Genomic DNA, 15,828 nt, shown 5'->3' with positions numbered 1-15,828 from the left:
CGGGATGACACCGCTGCTGCGCGCCGCCCTGGAGTACGCCGCCGCCGGCGTACCCGTGCTGCCCCTGCACTCCCCGACCGCGACCGGCTGCACGTGCCGCCGGCCCGACTGCGACCGCCCGGGCAAGCATCCCCGCTGGCACCGCAGCCTGCTCCGGCACGGCCTGCACGACGCGAGCACCCGGCCGGAGGTGATCCGGCAGTGGTGGACCCGCTGGCCGGGGGCCAACCTGGCACTGCGCACCGGTGACCGGTTCGACGTCTGCGACGTCGACCCGCCGGACGGGGTCGCCGCGCTGCGCGCCCTGGTCCGGGAGCGCCGGATCACCGGGCCGGTGGTCCGGACCGGCTCCGGCGGCTGGCACCTCTACCTGCGCCCGACCGGCGCCGGCAACCGGACCGGCCTGCTGCCCGGCGTGGACTGGCGCGGAGCCGGCGGCTACGTCGTCGCCCCGCCGTCCCGGCACGCCAGCGGCCGGGACTACCGCTGGTTCCGCCCGCCGGACGTCCCACTCGTCGACTGCCCACCGGAGCTGACCGGACTGCTCTTTCCACCGGCGCCTCCGCCCCGTGCCGTGACCGGCGGCGCCGACCGGGTACGCCACCCCGACCGGTATGCCAGCGCCGCGCTCGCCGCCGAGGCCAGCACCGTCGCCGGTGCGGTGACCGGTACCCGCAACACCACGCTCTACCGGGCGGCGTACCACCTCGGGCAGCTCGCCGCGCTGGATCTGCTCGACGATCACGACATCACCGTGGTACTGGCTGACGCCGCTGCCCGCAGCGGACTCGGCCGGTACGAGACCGCCCGGACGATCCGGTCCGGGCTGCGTACCGGCCACCGGCATCCCCGGCACGGCCTCGCCGCCTAGCACCGCTGCCGGCCGGCCACCCCGGCCCGACCGGAACGCCTGGCCCGACCGCGCCCCGCCCGCCGGGCGCACAGCCCGATCGGCTGTCCGTCGGCGGCCGGCAAATGTCTGCCGGGAAGACTGTCGAGCTGCCCCGCTCGTGCGCCCACTCCGCTGTCCGGCACCATCCCAGTCGTCGCGCTGCATGCTCGGCAGGAACCGCGACCCAGCCGGACCGGCGACGTCGCTCCTTCCGAAGCTTTGTGCCCCGTCCGTGCACCCAGCTCGACAGTCTGCGCAGCGGCTACCTTCCCGCCGGCCACCTGGGCCGCTCCCGCCCTGGCCGGCGGCGAACGACGGGACGGCCGGGGTCGACGGCCGGCAGCGGAACGCCCCCGTCGGGTCAGTCAGCCCGGCGAGGGCGGGACGAGCAGCCGATGGGACCGGTCCAGGGCGAGCCGGACCGGGTCGGTGGCGTCAGGGTGCCAGCCACGGGCGAGGCCGGCTCTGACCAGCCGCTCGACCAGGCCGGGTCGGACCGGTGTCAGCGCCGGTTCTGTGGGCGCGCCGTCGGTCGAACCGAGCCGGAGCCAGCCGTCCTCGAAGGGGACCCGGACCTCCAGCGGGCGGCCGCGACCGGACCCTGTCCGCCAGATCCGCACCACGACATGCTCCGGGTCCGCCCCGGCCACCACCCACAGGTAGTCGACGCCGTCGACCCGGATCCTCCGCTTCCGCCGACCGGCCACCACCGCAGCCTACCGACGCCACCGCAGCCAACCGAGACCCCGCAGCCAACCGAGACCCCGCAGCCAACCGAGACCCCGCGGCCAACCGAGACTCCGCAGCCCAGGAAGACGCCACAGCTCACCGACGGACCCATCGGGGCGCAGGTCAACGACGCGGTGATCGCCGGGGCAACGGCGGCTCTTCGCCCCGCGTTCACCTGGGCGCCGGCTGCCGCTCGTCCACCCGTGCAACCTTCCGAGCCGGCAGGTCAGACAGCAACGGAGAGACGATGCCCTCGAAGAAGACATACGCGACGCTGGCCGCGGTGGCCGTCGCCGCCGGCACCATCGCCGTCACCGGTAGCGGTGTGGCCGGCGCGGGCACGGCGACCACCGGTCGGCACCGGCCGGAGCCGCGCCTGGCGTTCGACCGGACCGCCACCTACCCGGTGTTCCAGAACCGGCCGGCAGGCGAGGACCCGGCCACCCCGACCGTGGCGGAGATCTCGGCGGTCAGCGCGGACGGCCGGACCCTGGTCTACACCGACGCGCTGGCCCGGCGGATCGGTTTCCTGAACATCGGCGACGCCGGCCGACCACGCGGGCTGGGCACGTTGTCGCTGACCGAGTTGGGCGACGCGGAGGACGAACCGACCTCGGTCTCGGTGGTCGACGGGTACGTGCTGGTGGTGGTGAACACCAGCGCCAGCCACACCGATCCGTCCGGCCGGCTCGACGTGATCCGGCTGGCTGACCGGCACCGGGTGGCCAGTTTCGACCTCGGCGGCCAGCCCGACTCGATCGCGATCAGCGCGGACCAGCGGTACGCGGCGATCGCGATCGAGAACGAGCGGGACGAGGAGGCGACCCCGGCCGGTGGCGAGGAGGGTGACCTGCCGCAGGCGCCCGCCGGCTTCGTGCAGCTCGTCGACCTGGCGGGGACGTCACCGTCCGGGTGGCGTACCCGGAAGGTGGCCCTGACCGGTCCGGGCGGCACCGCGCTGCCGGCCCTGGTGGCGGCCGGTCTGACCGAGCCGACCGACCCCGAGCCGGAGTACGTCTCGATCAACCGGCGCAACCAGCTCGCGGTGACGCTCCAGGAGAACAACGGGATCGTCCTGGTGGACCTGCCGACCGGCCGGATCGACCGGGTGTTCGGTGCCGGCACCGCGTCGGTGACCGGCATCGACACCGACAACGACGGCGCGATCGACCCGGCCGGTTCGATCGAGGAACTGCCCCGGGAGCCGGACGCGGTCGCCTGGATCGACGACCGCTACCTGGCGACCGCCAACGAGGGCGACTGGCGGGGCGGCACCCGTGGCTGGTCAATCCTCGACAGCCGGACCGGCAGGGTGGCCTGGGACGCCGGCAACGGCTTCGAGCAGCTCGCCATCGCCCACGGCCTGGCCAACGAGGACCGGGCCGACAACAAGGGCACCGAGCCGGAGGGCGTGGCGATCGCCGAGTACCACGGCACCCGGTACGCCTTCGTCGGCTCCGAGCGGAGCAACTTCGTCGCCGTCTACGACCTGAGCCGGCCCACCTCGCCGCAGTTCCGGCAGGTGCTGCCGGCGACCAACGGGCCGGAGGGGCTGCTGCCGATCCCCGGCCGTGACCTGCTGGCGATCTCCAGCGAGGAGGACGACGCCTCGGTCGGGGTACGCGCCTCGGTGACCCTCTACCGGCTGGGTCGGGGCACCCCGGCCTTCCCGAGCATCGTCTCCGAGCCGTCCCGCCGGGGTGCCGAGCCGATCGGCTGGGGTGCGCTCGGCGCGCTGTCGGCGGTACCCGAAAAGCCGCACCTGCTCTACAGCGTGACCGACGCGGCGTACTCGCCGAGCCGGATCCTGAGCGTCGACCCGACCTCGGCGCCGGCGGTGGTCAGCGGATCGTTGACCGTGCGGGGCGCCGACGGCAGCCCGATCGGCTACGACGCCGAGGGGATCTTCGCCCGGCCGCAGGGCGGGTTCTGGCTCGCCGTCGAGGGGGCCACCGGGGCCGGCAACCAGCTCGTCCGCCTCGACGCGGCCGGGGTGACCCGGCAGGTCGTGCCGGTGCCGGCCGATGTGGCGGCGGGCCTGGCCAAGCAGGGCTTCGAGGGGGTCACCGCCAGCACCGACCGGCGCGGCCGGGAGGTCGTCTGGGCGGCGCTGCAACGCGAGGTGGCCGGCGACCCGGCCGGGCTGGTCCGGCTCGGCCGGTACGACGTCGCGGCGGGCACCTGGAGCTGGTTCGGCTACCGGCTCGGCAGCACCAGCACCCCGGGGGACTGGATCGGGCTCTCCGAGATCACCGTGGTCGGCGACCGGCTCGCGGTGATCGAGCGGGACAAGCTGAACGGCCCGGCCGCGAAGCTGAAGCGGATCTACACCGTGGAGCTGCCGGGCGGCGCCGCCGGGCCGGGCCCGCTGCGGGTGCTGCCGAAGACCCTGGCCTACGACGTGCTGCCCGACCTGCGCGCCAGCAACGGCTGGACGCAGGAGAAGCTGGAGGGACTGACCGTGGCCGGCGACGGCCAGGTCTACGCGATCACCGACAACGACGCCGTGCAGGACGCCACGGGCGAGACGGTCTTCCTCCGGCTCGGTAGCGAGAAGGCGGTCTTCAAGCGGCGCTGACCTCGACGTACTCCTCGGGGGAGACGGCCGGCGGACCTGACGGGTCCGCCGGCCGTCCGCGTCTCAGCCGACCGGCGCGGACCAGGCGGTGGCGAGCAGGGTACGGGTGTCGGCGAGCAACTGGGGCAGCACCTTGGTCTGGGCGATCACCGGCATGAAGTTGGCGTCCCCGCCCCACCTCGGCACCACGTGCTGGTGCAGGTGGGCGGCGATGCCGGCGCCGGCCACCCCGCCCTGGTTCATCCCGATGTTGAAGCCGTGCGCGTTGCTGACCCGCCGGACCACCCGCATCGCCGCCTGGGTGCAGTCGGCCAGCTCGGCCGTCTCCCCGGCGTCCAGCTCCGTGTAGTCGGCGACGTGCCTATACGGGCAGACCAGCAGGTGCCCGGGGTTGTACGGATAGAGGTTGAGCACCACGAAGACCAGCTCGCCCCGGTGCACCACGAGATTCTCCTCGCCCTCCCGCTCCGGGGCGAGGCAGAACGGGCAGCCGGCCGGCTTCTCGTGCCCCTCCCCCGGCCGGTCCGGACCGGAGATGTAGGTCATCCGGTGCGGGGTCCAGAGCCGATCGAGCCCGTCGGGCATACCGAGTTCCGCGTGGGGCGCCGCGCCTGTCACGCCGACGATCCTACGACCAGCGCGACCGGCGGGACCGACCCGGACCGGCCGTGGGTGCCGCTAGGCGACCGGTTCCGCGCTGGGCCCGGTGTTGACCCGGGACCGGACCACCTCCACGACGTGCGCCACCGCCTCGGCGAGCGGTACGCCGTTGCGCTGCGAACCGTCCCGGTAGCGGAACGAGACCGCCCCGGCGTCCACGTCGGCGTCCCCGGCGATCGCCATGAACGGGATCTTCTGCTGCTGGGCGGTACGGATCTTCTTCTGCATCCGGTCGTCCGAGGTGTCCACCTCGGCGCGGATCCCCTCGGCGCGCAGCGCGGCGACGAACCCGTGCAGGTGGGTGGCGTGCTCCTCCCGGATCGGGATGCCGACCACCTGCACCGGGGCCAGCCAGGCCGGGAAGGCCCCGGCGTAGTGCTCGGTCAGCACCCCGAAGAACCGCTCGATCGAGCCGAAGAGCGCCCGGTGGATCATCACCGGCCGCTGCCGGGTGCCGTCCGCGGCCTGGTACTCCAGGCCGAACCGCTCGGGCTGGTTGAAGTCGACCTGGATGGTGGACATCTGCCAGGTACGCCCGATGGCGTCCTTGGCCTGCACGCTGATCTTCGGCCCGTAGAAGGCCGCGCCTCCCGGATCCGGCACCAGGTCGAGCCCGGACGCCTCGGCGGCGGTACGCAGCGCCTCGGTCGCCTCCGCCCAGTCCTCGGCCGAGCCGATGAACTTCGGCGAGTCGTCCCGGGTCGACAGCTCCAGGTAGAAGTCGTCCAGGCCGTAGTCGCGGAGCAGGTCGAGGACGAACGCCAGCAGCGTGGTCAGCTCGCCCGGCATCTGCTCGCGGGTGCAGTAGATGTGCGAGTCGTCCTGGGTCAGCCCGCGTACCCGGGTCAGCCCGTGCACCACGCCGGACTTCTCGTACCGGTAGACGGTGCCGAACTCGAAGAGCCGCAGCGGCAGCTCCCGGTACGACCGCCCGCGCGCCCGGAAGATCAGGTTGTGCATCGGGCAGTTCATCGCCTTGAGGTAATATTCCGCGCCCTCGAACCGCATCGGCGGGAACATGGTGTCGGCGTAGTACGGCAGGTGTCCGGAGGTCTCGAAGAGCTGCGCCTTGGTGATGTGCGGGCTGTTCACGAACTCGTAGCCGGCCGCCTCGTGCCGCCGCCGCGAGTAGTCCTCCAGCTCCCGCCGGATGATCCCGCCCTTGGGGTGGAAGACCGCCAGGCCGGAGCCGATCTCGTCGGGGAAGCTGAACAGGTCCAGCTCGGCGCCGAGCTTGCGGTGGTCGCGCCGGGCCGCCTCCTCCAGCACCTTCAGGTACGCCTTCAGCGCGTCCCGGGTCGGCCAGGCGGTGCCGTACACCCGCTGGAGTTGCGGGTTGCGCTCGTTGCCCCGCCAGTACGCGGCGGCCGAGCGCATCAGCTTGAACGCGCCGATCAGCCGGGTGCTGGGCAGGTGCGGCCCCCGGCACAGGTCGGACCAGCAGACCTTGCCGCTCTCGGCGTCGAGGTTGTCGTAGATGGTGAGGTCGCCTGCGCCGACCTCCATCACCTCGCCCGCGTCGAGACCGGTTCCGCCACCCTCGGTCCCCGCGCCTTTGACCTCGATCAACTCCAGTTTGAACGGCTCGTCGGCCAGTTCGGCGCGGGCCGCGTCCAGGCTGTCGAAGCGGCGCCGCCGGAACCGCTGGCCGGACTTGACGATCTCCTGCATCCGCTTCTCCAGCCGGTCGAGATCCTCCGGCTGGAACGGGCGGTCGACGTCGAAGTCGTAGTAGAAGCCGTTGTCGATCGGCGGGCCGATCCCGAGCTTCGCCTCCGGGAAGGTGTCCTGGACGGCCTGGGCCAGCACGTGCGCGGTCGAGTGGCGCAGCACGTTCAGCCCGTCCGGCGAGTCCAGCCGTACCGGCTCGACCACGGTCTCCACCTCGGGCGCCCAGTCCAGGTCGCGGAGCTGGCCCTCCGGGTCGCGGACCACCACGATCGCCCCGGGGCCGGCGTGCGGCAGACCCGCCGCGGCCACCGCCGCGGCCACCGTCGTCCCGGCCGGGACGACGACGGGGTCGGCACCGACGGGGGTACGGGGTTGGGACACGGTGGCTCCTTACGATCTTGGACGAATCGGACGTCCCGACGGGATCGGCTTGCCCAGATGCTATCGGTCCTGCGTTTTCCTCCTGCCGGCGCCGCTACCTCGGCGTTAGATTGACGCCGTGGCACCCGTGGACGCCGTGAGCGCACTACAGCGTAGATACCAGACCTTCTTCGGCACCGGGCCGGGCGTACCGTTCGCGGTGGCCCCGGCCGGTGGGTCGGTGCGGACCTTCGGCACCGGCGAACCGCAGTTCACCATCGTGGTCAAGGACGATCGGGGCGCCAAGGCCCTGGCCGCGCTCGACCAGTTCGCCGTCGCCGTGGCCTACCTGCAGGGGTCGCTGGACGTCGAGGGCGACCTGGCCGCGGCGCTGCGGATGCGGTCGTTCTTCACCGACCGGCATCCGATCGCCTTCCTCGGCCGGTTCGTGCCGGCGCTGCTGCGCGGGCGGCGGGAGGACGACCGGCGCGCCATCTCGCACCACTACGACGAGGACTCCGACTTCTTCCTGACCTTCCTCGACCACCGGCACCGCTGCTACACCGAGGGGGTCTTCGCCTCCGACGACGAGCCGCTGGAAGACGCGATGACCCGCAAGATGGACCTGGCGCTGGAGGCGATCGGGGTCGGCCCCGGCGACCACGTGCTGGAGGTCGGCGGCGGCTGGGGCGCGTTCAGCGAGCACGCCGCCCGCAAGGGGGTACGGGTCACCACCACCACGCTGTCGGTGGAGTCGGAGCGCTTCCTCACCGAGCTGTTCGACCGCGAGCGGCTGCCGGTGCGGGTGGTCCGGGAGCACATCTTCGGCTACTCACCCGGCGAGCGCTTCGACGCGATCGTCAACATGGGGGTCACCGAGCACCTGCCCGACTACCGGACGACGCTGCGCAAGTACGCCGAACTGCTCCGCCCGGGCGGTCGGGTCTACCTGGACGCGCTGGCGATGCGCCGCAAGCACATCGTCTCCACCTTCATGAAGCGGTACGTCTATCCGGGTGGCTCGGCCCCGCTGCTGCTGCACCAGTACCTGCGGCACGTGGCGCACTCGCCGTTCGAACTGCTCAACCTGGTCGACGACCGGCACAACTACTACCTGACCTGCCGGGAGTGGGCCCGCCGGCTGGACGGCGCCCGGGACGAGATCGTGCGCCGCTGGGGCGAGCCGCTGTACCGGCGGTTCCGGCTCTTCCTCTGGGGTTCGGCGGCCGGCTTCGACACCGGGATGGTCCAGGCGTACCGCTGGGTGCTGCAACTGCCGCCGGCTCGCTGAGCCGGGGTCGGACGGGGGTCGACCCTCGGTCCGTTATCGGATCGTTATCGCAGTCCGGGTGCCCGTGGGAGCGCTCCCGAATAGGGTCGGGCAGGAGCCGGTAACGACGGTCATCGATCACCGCGGTCACCGTACGGCGGGGAGCGGCGCCGGACGTGCGGAACCTGCCGCCGGAAGGACCTCCCGTGCGTACCCGACCCACCGCCGCACTGCTCACCGCCGCCCTGCTGATCCTGGTCGGCGTCGGTGTCGGCGTCCCCGCCCCGCCGGCCGCGAGCGCCGCCGCGCTGCCCTACCAGGATCCGGCGCTGCCGGTCGCCACCCGGGTCGACGACCTGCTCGCCCGGATGAGCCTGGACGAGAAGATCGGCCAGATGACCCAGGCCGAGCGCGCCTCGGTCACCCCGGCCGACGTCACCGGCTACCGGCTCGGCTCGGTACTCTCCGGCGGCGGCTCCGCGCCGACCCCGAACAACGCCACGAGCTGGGCCGACATGTACGACCGGTTCGCCAACGCCGCCCTCGGCACCCCGCTGGGCATCCCGATGATCTACGGCTCCGACGCCGTGCACGGGCACAACAACGTGGTCGGCGCGACGATCTTCCCGCACAACATCGGGCTCGGCGCCACCCGCGACCCGGAACTGGTCCGGCGGATCGGCCGGGCCACCGCCGAGGAGGTCGCCGGCACCGGGGTGAACTGGACCTTCGCCCCCTGCCTCTGTGTGGTCCGCAACGACCGCTGGGGCCGCTCCTACGAGTCGTTCGGCGAGGACCCGGCGCTGGTCAGCTCGATGACCAGCGTGATCGACGGCCTCCAGGGCGACTCGCTGGCCGGCCCGGCATCGGTACTGGCCACCGCCAAGCACTACCTCGGCGACGGCGGCACCACGAACGGCACCGACCAGGGCAACACCCAGCTCTCCGAGACCGAGTTGCGGGCCGTGCACCTGCCGCCGTTCGCCGAGGCGGTCCGCCGGGGTGTCGGCTCGGTGATGATCTCGTACAGCAGTTGGAATGGGCAGAAGCTGCACGGGCACGACTACCTGATCAACGGCCTGCTCAAGGGCGAACTCGGCTTCGACGGCTTCGTGGTCTCGGACTGGAACGGCATCGACCAGCTCGACGGCGCCACCGGGTTCACCGCGGCCGAGGTAGGCCAGGCGGTCAACGCCGGCATCGACATGGTGATGGTCCCGACCGGCTGGCGGCAGTTCATCGGCCACCTGCGCGCCGAGGTGCAGGGCGGCCGGGTGAGCCAGGCCCGGATCGACGACGCCAACCGGCGGATCCTGACCAGGAAGTTCGAGCTGGGTCTCTTCGAGCGGCCGCTGGCCGACCGGTCGTACACCTCGACCGTGGGCAGCGCGACGCACCGGGCGCTGGCCCGGGAGGCGGTGGCCGCCTCGCAGGTGCTGCTCAAGAACGACGGAGGCATCCTGCCGCTGGCCACCGCGAACAACCGGATCTTCGTGGCCGGCAAGAGCGCCGACAACATCGGGTACGCCAGCGGCGGCTGGACCGTCTCCTGGCAGGGCGGCAGCGGGGCGATCACCCCCGGCACCACCATCCTGCAGGGGATCCGGAACGCGGTGGCCTCCTCCAGCACGGTTACCTACGACGCGAGCGGCACCGGCATCGACAGCACGTACCGGGCCGCGATCGCGGTGGTCGGCGAGACGCCGTACGCGGAGGGGCGCGGGGACCGGCCGAGCGGGATGGGACTGGACGCCACCGACCTGGCCACCCTGGACCGGCTGCGCGCCTCCGGGGTACCGGTGATCGTGGTCCTGGTCTCCGGCCGGCCGCTGGACATCGCCGCCCAGTTGCCGAACTGGCGCGCCCTGCTCGCCGCCTGGCTGCCCGGCACCGAGGGCGCCGGGGTGGCCGACGTACTGTTCGGGGTACGCCCACCCACCGGCAGGCTGCCGGTGAGCTGGATGAGCGGCGCCAGCCAGCAGCCGATCAACGACGGCGACGGCAAGACGCCCCTCTTCCGGTACGGCTACGGACTCGGTTACGCCTGAGCTGGAGGTTCGCAATCCGGGCGGACCGCCGCACCAACCACCGATTCACCCGACTTGCCATGGGCAGTACGGTCATCACGTGGCCACCGTCCTCCTGGTCGAAGACGACCATGTCGTACGCGGCGCCATGCTGCGCTCCCTGGCCGACCGCGGGCACGCGGTGCACGCGGTCGGTACGGCGCTCGATGCCCTCCGCCGGGTCGCCGCGGAAACCCCCGACCTGGTCGTACTCGACCTCGGGCTGCCGGACCTGGACGGCGCCGACGCGCTGCGGATGCTGCGCGGCATCACCGACGTACCGATCATCATCGCCACCGCCCGGGACGACGAGCAGGCGATCGTCCGGCTGCTCCGGGCCGGCGCCGACGACTACATGGTCAAACCGTTCACCGGCGCCCATCTGGACGCCCGGATCACCACGGTGCTCCGCCGGGTCGGCCGGGCGAGCCGGACGGTCGAGCCGGCCGTACACTCCGTCGGCGGGCTGCGGATCGACGTCGGCGAACGGAGTGCCCTGCTCGACGGGGTGCCCCTGGCGCTGACCCGCAAGGAGTTCGACCTGCTGGCCTATCTCGCGGCGCGGCCCGGCCGGGTAGTGTCCCGCCGGGAACTGTTGGAGGAGGTATGGCGGCAGCCATCGGTCGGCGAGGATCAGACCATCGACGTACATCTGTATTGGCTCCGCCGCAAAATGGGCGAGTCCGCGGCGAAGCCCCGCTACCTGCGCACCGTGCGGGGGGTCGGGTTCCGGTTGGTGGTACCGGACTGAGGTTGGCGCTGGCCTACCTCGGGGCCGGCATGACCACCATCGTCGCGCTCGCCTTCCTGATCCCGCTCGGCACGGCACTGCAACGCGACGCCCGCGAGGACGCACTCGGCGAGGCCGCCCGGCGCAGCGCGGTGGTCACCGGCGCGCTGGCGGTCACCGCCGATCCGGCGGCGCTGCGCCGAGTCGTCGAGTCGACCGCCGGCAACACCGGCAGTGCACCGGTCGTGCACGGCCTGTCGCTCGGCGGCGACCCCCGGGCCGCCGCCGGTGACGTCGACCGGGCGATCCGGACCGGCACGCCGGTCGTCGCCGAGGTCTCCGGTGGCGTGGTCCGGCTCGAACCGGTACCGGTCGCCGGCCGGGTGCTGGTGGTCGAGGTCTTCGTCTCCGAGGCGGCGCTGAGCGCCGGTACCGGCGGCACCTGGCTGATGCTGATCCTGGTGGCGATCGGCCTGGTGATCGCCTCGGTGATCGTGGTGGACCGGCTCGCGGGCAAGGCCGTCGCCTCGGCCCGGGGGCTGGTGCAGGCGGCGCTGGCCGTCGGCGACGGCGACCTGGAGGTGCGGATCCAGCCGAGCGGGCCCCGCGAACTGGCCGAGGCCGGGTACGCCTTCAACCGGATGGCGGACCGGCTGGTCACCTCCCGCACCGACGAACGGGAACTCGTCGCCGACCTGTCGCACCGGCTGCGTACCCCGCTGACCGTGCTGCGGCTCGACGCCGACGCGCTCGACTCCGACGACACCAGCGTCGGATCGTTCAGCGCGGCCGAGCTGGACCGGCGCCGGACCATCCGGCGGATCCGGCAGGCGATCGTGACGCTGGAAGGCGAGATCGACGTACTGATCAACACGACCCGGAAGACTGTCGCCCAGGAGGCGGCGCCGGGGAGCTGTGACGTCAGCGAGGTGGTCCGGGACCGGATGGTCTTCTGGTCGGCGCTGGCCGGCGACCAGAACCGGTCGCACCGGGTCATCGGCGCGCACACCCGGATCCCGGTGCCGGTGCCCCGGGCGGAGCTGGCCGCCGCGCTGGACGCGGTGCTGGGCAACGTCTTCCGGTACACCCCGCAGGGCACCGCGTTCGAGGTCGCGGTCACCCGCCGGGACGGCTACATCGCGGTCCGGGTGGACGACGCCGGGCCCGGCATCGCCGACCCGGACCGGGCGCTGCGCCGGGGGGCCAGCGACCGCGGCTCCACCGGGCTCGGCCTGGACATCGCCCGCCGGGTGGCCCAGCAGGCGAACGGCTCGGTCAGCATCGACCGGGCCCGGCTCGGCGGGGCGAGCGTGGTCATGCTGCTGGCCGATCCGGACGCGGCGCCCCGGCAGGTGAGCCGGTTCGGGCTGGTCGGCCGGCTGGCCCGGGAGAAGGACGCGGTCACCCGCCGTCGCTGGTCCCGGCCGCGCTCCTCCGGCGACTGACCGGCACCCGCCCGGCGCTGACCGGCAGCCCGCCGAAAGCTGCACGGTCACCCGGCCGGGACCCGCTCTCCCGGCCGGATCCGGCGTGCCCGCAACGAGTTTCTGGTTCCGCGCAAGTCTTCCTTAGGTCTGGATTAACGCCCGTCCGAGTGCCCTGCGGCGGTGGCAACATCAAACGCGATCCCATCCCGCTCCACCGGGCCACTACCCACAGATGTTTGCCCCAACCCCGGCCCGTGGAGCCTGGCGCGCGGCGGAAGCACGGTCCCCCACACCTGGTTTCCGCCGCGCGCCGATCAGAACGGCTGAGGTCGGGCCGGCGTACCGCCGCGATGCGCGCGGGACGTACCGGTCGATCGCGGCCCCATGATCGCTGACCCGGCGCGGCCGCCCGCAGCACCCCGCGCCGGGTCAGCCTGTCTCCGCCGACCGGCCATTCGGGTCAGGACCGGTGTGCGGCCAGATAGGCATCGATCTCGGCGATCAGCTTGTCCCGCTCCGGCGGCGCCAGGAACGAGGCGGTGACGGCGTTGCGGGCCAGCCCGGCCAGCCCGGCGGCGTCGAGGTCGAGCAGTCGGGCGGCGACCGCGTACTCGTCGTTGAGGGTGGTGCCGAACATCGGCGGGTCGTCGGAGTTGACCGTCACCAACAGGCCGGCCTCGACGAGCCGGGGCAGCGGGTGCTCCTCGATCGAGCCGACCGCCCGGGTCCGGACATTGGAGGTCGGGCAGACCTCCATCGGGATCTGCCGCTGCGCCAGGTGCTCCAGCAGCGCCGGGTCCTGGGCCGCCGAGATGCCGTGCCCGATCCGCTCCGCGCCCAGTTCGCGCAGCGCGTCCCAGACGGTCCCCGGCCCGGTGGTCTCGCCGGCGTGCGGTACGGAGCGCAGCCCGGCCGCCCGGGCCTGGTCGAAGTACGGCTTGAACTGCGGCCGCGGCACGCCCACCTCCGGACCGCCGAGCCCGAAGCTGACCAGCCCGTCCGGCCGCTCGTCGAGGGCGATCCGCAGGGTCTGCTCGGCCGCCGGCAGCCCGGCCTCGCCGGGGATGTCGAAGCACCAGCGCAGCGAGATACCGAGTTCGGTCTCGGCGGCCCGCCGGGCGTCCTCGATCGCCTCGCAGAACGCCGGGGCGGGGATCCCCCGGTGCACGTGCGAGTACGGCGTGACCGTCAGCTCCGCGTACCGGACCTGCTGGCGGGCGAGTTCCCGGGCCACCTCGAAGGTGAGCAGCCGGACGTCCTCCGGGTCCCGGATCAGGTCGACCACGCTCAGGTAGATCTCGACGAAGTGGGCGAAGTCGCGGAACTCGAAGTAGGCGGCGAGTGCCTCCGGATCCGCCGGTACCCGACTCCGGCCCTCGTGCCGGGCGGCCAACTCCGCGACGATGCGCGGCAGCGCGGAGCCGACGTGGTGCACGTGCAGCTCCACCTTGGGCAGTCCGGCGATGAAGGTCGAAAGGTCGGTCACGGAAACTCCCTACTGACGTGCGCCGGTACGGGCGACGAAGAAGACGCGGTGGAACGGAAACTGCACCAACCCGTGCCGGACCGGGTACGCCTCGACCAGTCGCTCGTTCAGCGCGGCCCGGAAGTCGTCCCAGGCCGTACCCGCGCCGCGCAGCGCGGACCGGACCGGACGCAGCGCCGTCCCCTCCATCCAGCTCAGCACCGGATGGTCGGCGGCGCCGGAGGTGGCCGGGAGCTGGTGCACGTAGGTAGTTTCCCAGGCGTCGACGGCGCAGTTCGCACCGGTCAGCAGGTCGGCGTAGCCGGCCGCGTCGGAGACCGGCGCGGCCCGGAGCAGGTCGGCGACCAGGTGCCGCCAACGCGGGGCTTCGGCCACCTCCCGCAGCGCGCGGTGCGAGGCGGCGTCGAAGTTGCCCGGCACCTGGACCGCGAGCCAGCATCCGGGGGTCAGCTCGCGGGCCCAGCGCAGCAGCAGCTCCTCGTGCCCGGGCACCCACTGCAACACGGCGTTGGAGACCACCACGTCGACCTCGGGCCCGGGCGACCAGGTCCGGGCGTCGGCCACCGCGAACCCGACCCGGGAACGGCCGTCAGGACCGGTCCCGGCCGGCGGATCGGCGCCGGTCGCGGCGGCGATCATCTCCGGTGACGAGTCGAGCCCGACGACCCGGGCGGTCGGCCAGCGGGCCGGCAGGGTTGCGGTGAGGTGACCGGGACCGCAGCCCAGGTCGACCACTGTCCGGGGTCGCTCGGCGGCGACCCGGGCGAGCAGGTCGTGAAAGGGCCGCGAGCGTTCGTCGCCGTACCGGAGATAGCTGGCCGGGTCCCACATGACTCTCCTCCAAAACCGTACGTACGTCTTGTTTACCATACCGGCACAGTGCCGCCCCGGTGGGCCCGAATTCGGCGCGGGATAGGCTCGCCGGCGTGGAAAAGCGGAGATTCCCGCGGTTGAACCGCGAGGTCGGCGTGGTCGGGCTCGGCGCCTGGCAGCTCGGCGCCGACTGGGGCCAGGTCAGCGAGTCCGAGGCCCTGGCGGTGCTGACCGCCGCCGTCGAGGACGGAGTCACCTTTCTGGACACCGCCGACGTCTACGGCGACGGGCGCAGCGAGCAACTGATCGGCCGGTTCCTGCGCGAGCGGCCGGATGCCGGGCTCACCGTCGCCACCAAGATGGGGCGCCGGGTGCCACAGACGCCGGACGCGTACGTGCTGGAGAACTTCCGGGCCTGGACGGACCGGTCCCGGGCGAACCTCGGGGTCGACGTGCTCGACCTGGTGCAGTTGCACTGCCCGCCCACACCGGTCTTCTCCGCCGACGCCGTCTACGACGCCCTGGACACCCTGGTCGCGGAGGAACGCATCGCGGCGTACGGAGTCAGCGTGGAGACCTGCGACGAGGCGCTGGCCGCGATCGCCCGCCCCGGGGTGGCCAGCGTGCAGATCATCCTCAACGCGCTGCGGCACAAGCCGGTCGAGCGGGTGCTCCCGGCCGCCCACGCCGCCGGGGTCGGCATCATCGCCCGGGTGCCGCTCGCCAGCGGCCTGCTCTCCGGCCGCTACGACGAGCACACCACGTTCCCCAGCGACGACCACCGCAACTACAACCGGCACGGGGAGTCGTTCGACGTCGGGGAGACGTTCTCCGGGGTCGACTACAAGACCGGGCTGGAGGCGGTACGGCGGCTGCGTCCGGCGGTGCCGCCGGGGGCAACGATGGCGCAGTTCGCGCTCCGCTGGATCCTCGACCAGCCCGGCGTCACGGTGGTCATCCCCGGCGCCCGCAACGCCGAACAGGCCCACTCGAACGTCGCCGCCGCCGCGCTCGCGCCGCTGTCGGCCGAGGCGACCGCCACGGTGGACGCGGTCTACGCCGAACTGGTCCGCCCGCAGGTGCACGACCGCTGGTAACACGATCTGCCGGAGCGTGGCGACGTGCGTTCCGGCCCGTCGTGCGGTT

At 72.9% G+C, this 15,828-nt stretch carries 12 protein-coding genes; 7 read left to right on the top strand and 5 right to left on the bottom strand.

The window, feature by feature from the left end; translation table 11 throughout:
* Positions 1 to 4: 4 nt before the first annotated feature.
* The gene (locus ACQEVC_RS22420) at positions 5 to 871 is read left to right on the top strand and encodes a bifunctional DNA primase/polymerase (RefSeq protein WP_432880661.1); all 867 of its coding nucleotides are present in this window, start codon (positions 5 to 7) and stop codon (positions 869 to 871) included.
* 386 nt (positions 872 to 1,257) lie between these two features.
* Here ACQEVC_RS22420 and ACQEVC_RS22415 read toward each other — a convergent pair whose 3' ends face one another.
* The gene (locus ACQEVC_RS22415) at positions 1,258 to 1,599 is read right to left on the bottom strand and encodes a hypothetical protein (protein ID WP_432880660.1); all 342 of its coding nucleotides are present in this window, start codon (positions 1,597 to 1,599) and stop codon (positions 1,258 to 1,260) included.
* A 269-nt stretch (positions 1,600 to 1,868) separates the two neighbouring features.
* Between ACQEVC_RS22415 and ACQEVC_RS22410 the strand changes: the two genes are divergently transcribed.
* Positions 1,869 to 4,199 carry an esterase-like activity of phytase family protein gene (locus tag ACQEVC_RS22410; protein WP_432880657.1) on the top strand — a complete coding sequence of 777 codons (2,331 nt, stop codon included), beginning with the start codon at positions 1,869 to 1,871 and terminating at the stop codon, positions 4,197 to 4,199.
* 63 nt (positions 4,200 to 4,262) lie between these two features.
* On the opposite strand, the gene ACQEVC_RS22405 is transcribed toward ACQEVC_RS22410, so the two are convergent.
* Together ACQEVC_RS22405 and thrS are read right to left on the bottom strand one after the other, a co-directional pair.
* Positions 4,263 to 4,784, bottom strand: a complete 522-nt coding sequence (locus tag ACQEVC_RS22405) for an HIT family protein (protein ID WP_432891636.1) — start codon at positions 4,782 to 4,784, stop codon at positions 4,263 to 4,265.
* Between the two features lie 93 nt (positions 4,785 to 4,877).
* Positions 4,878 to 6,911 carry a threonine--tRNA ligase gene (gene thrS / locus ACQEVC_RS22400; protein ID WP_432880655.1) on the bottom strand — a complete coding sequence of 678 codons (2,034 nt, stop codon included), beginning with the start codon at positions 6,909 to 6,911 and terminating at the stop codon, positions 4,878 to 4,880.
* Positions 6,912 to 7,029: 118 nt separating this feature from the next.
* Between thrS and ACQEVC_RS22395 the strand changes: the two genes are divergently transcribed.
* From ACQEVC_RS22395 to ACQEVC_RS22380, 4 genes are all read left to right on the top strand, one after another.
* Entirely contained in the window at positions 7,030 to 8,181 is a 1,152-nt protein-coding gene (locus ACQEVC_RS22395) for a class I SAM-dependent methyltransferase (RefSeq protein ID WP_432880653.1), read from the top strand.
* A gap of 185 nt (positions 8,182 to 8,366) precedes the next feature.
* Positions 8,367 to 10,208, top strand: a complete 1,842-nt coding sequence (locus ACQEVC_RS22390) for a glycoside hydrolase family 3 protein (RefSeq protein WP_432880651.1) — start codon at positions 8,367 to 8,369, stop codon at positions 10,206 to 10,208.
* 79 nt (positions 10,209 to 10,287) lie between these two features.
* On the top strand, positions 10,288 to 10,977 hold the full coding sequence (locus ACQEVC_RS22385; protein ID WP_107262887.1) for a response regulator transcription factor: 690 nt from the start codon (positions 10,288 to 10,290) through the stop codon (positions 10,975 to 10,977).
* Between the two features lie 29 nt (positions 10,978 to 11,006).
* Positions 11,007 to 12,401: an ATP-binding protein gene (locus tag ACQEVC_RS22380; RefSeq protein ID WP_432880649.1), complete on the top strand. Its 1,395-nt coding sequence runs from the start codon at positions 11,007 to 11,009 to the stop codon at positions 12,399 to 12,401.
* Between the two features lie 442 nt (positions 12,402 to 12,843).
* Here the strand turns inward: ACQEVC_RS22380 and ACQEVC_RS22375 are convergent, their stop codons facing one another.
* Complete coding sequence (locus ACQEVC_RS22375; protein ID WP_432880646.1) at positions 12,844 to 13,869, bottom strand: adenosine deaminase; 1,026 nt, start codon at positions 13,867 to 13,869, stop codon at positions 12,844 to 12,846.
* A 9-nt stretch (positions 13,870 to 13,878) separates the two neighbouring features.
* The gene (locus ACQEVC_RS22370; RefSeq protein WP_432880643.1) at positions 13,879 to 14,700 is read right to left on the bottom strand and encodes a trans-aconitate 2-methyltransferase; all 822 of its coding nucleotides are present in this window, start codon (positions 14,698 to 14,700) and stop codon (positions 13,879 to 13,881) included.
* 95 nt (positions 14,701 to 14,795) lie between these two features.
* Here ACQEVC_RS22370 and ACQEVC_RS22365 point away from each other — a divergent pair, with 95 nt between their 5' ends.
* Entirely contained in the window at positions 14,796 to 15,779 is a 984-nt protein-coding gene (locus tag ACQEVC_RS22365) for an aldo/keto reductase (protein WP_432880640.1), read from the top strand.
* The last annotated feature ends 49 nt before the right edge of the window (positions 15,780 to 15,828 follow it).

Source organism: Plantactinospora sp. CA-294935 (assembly GCF_050936445.1).
Classification (GTDB): domain Bacteria; phylum Actinomycetota; class Actinomycetes; order Mycobacteriales; family Micromonosporaceae; genus Plantactinospora.
The sequence above is the reverse complement of the archived record's forward strand: the minus strand, read 5'-3'. Positions and strand labels throughout refer to the sequence as shown.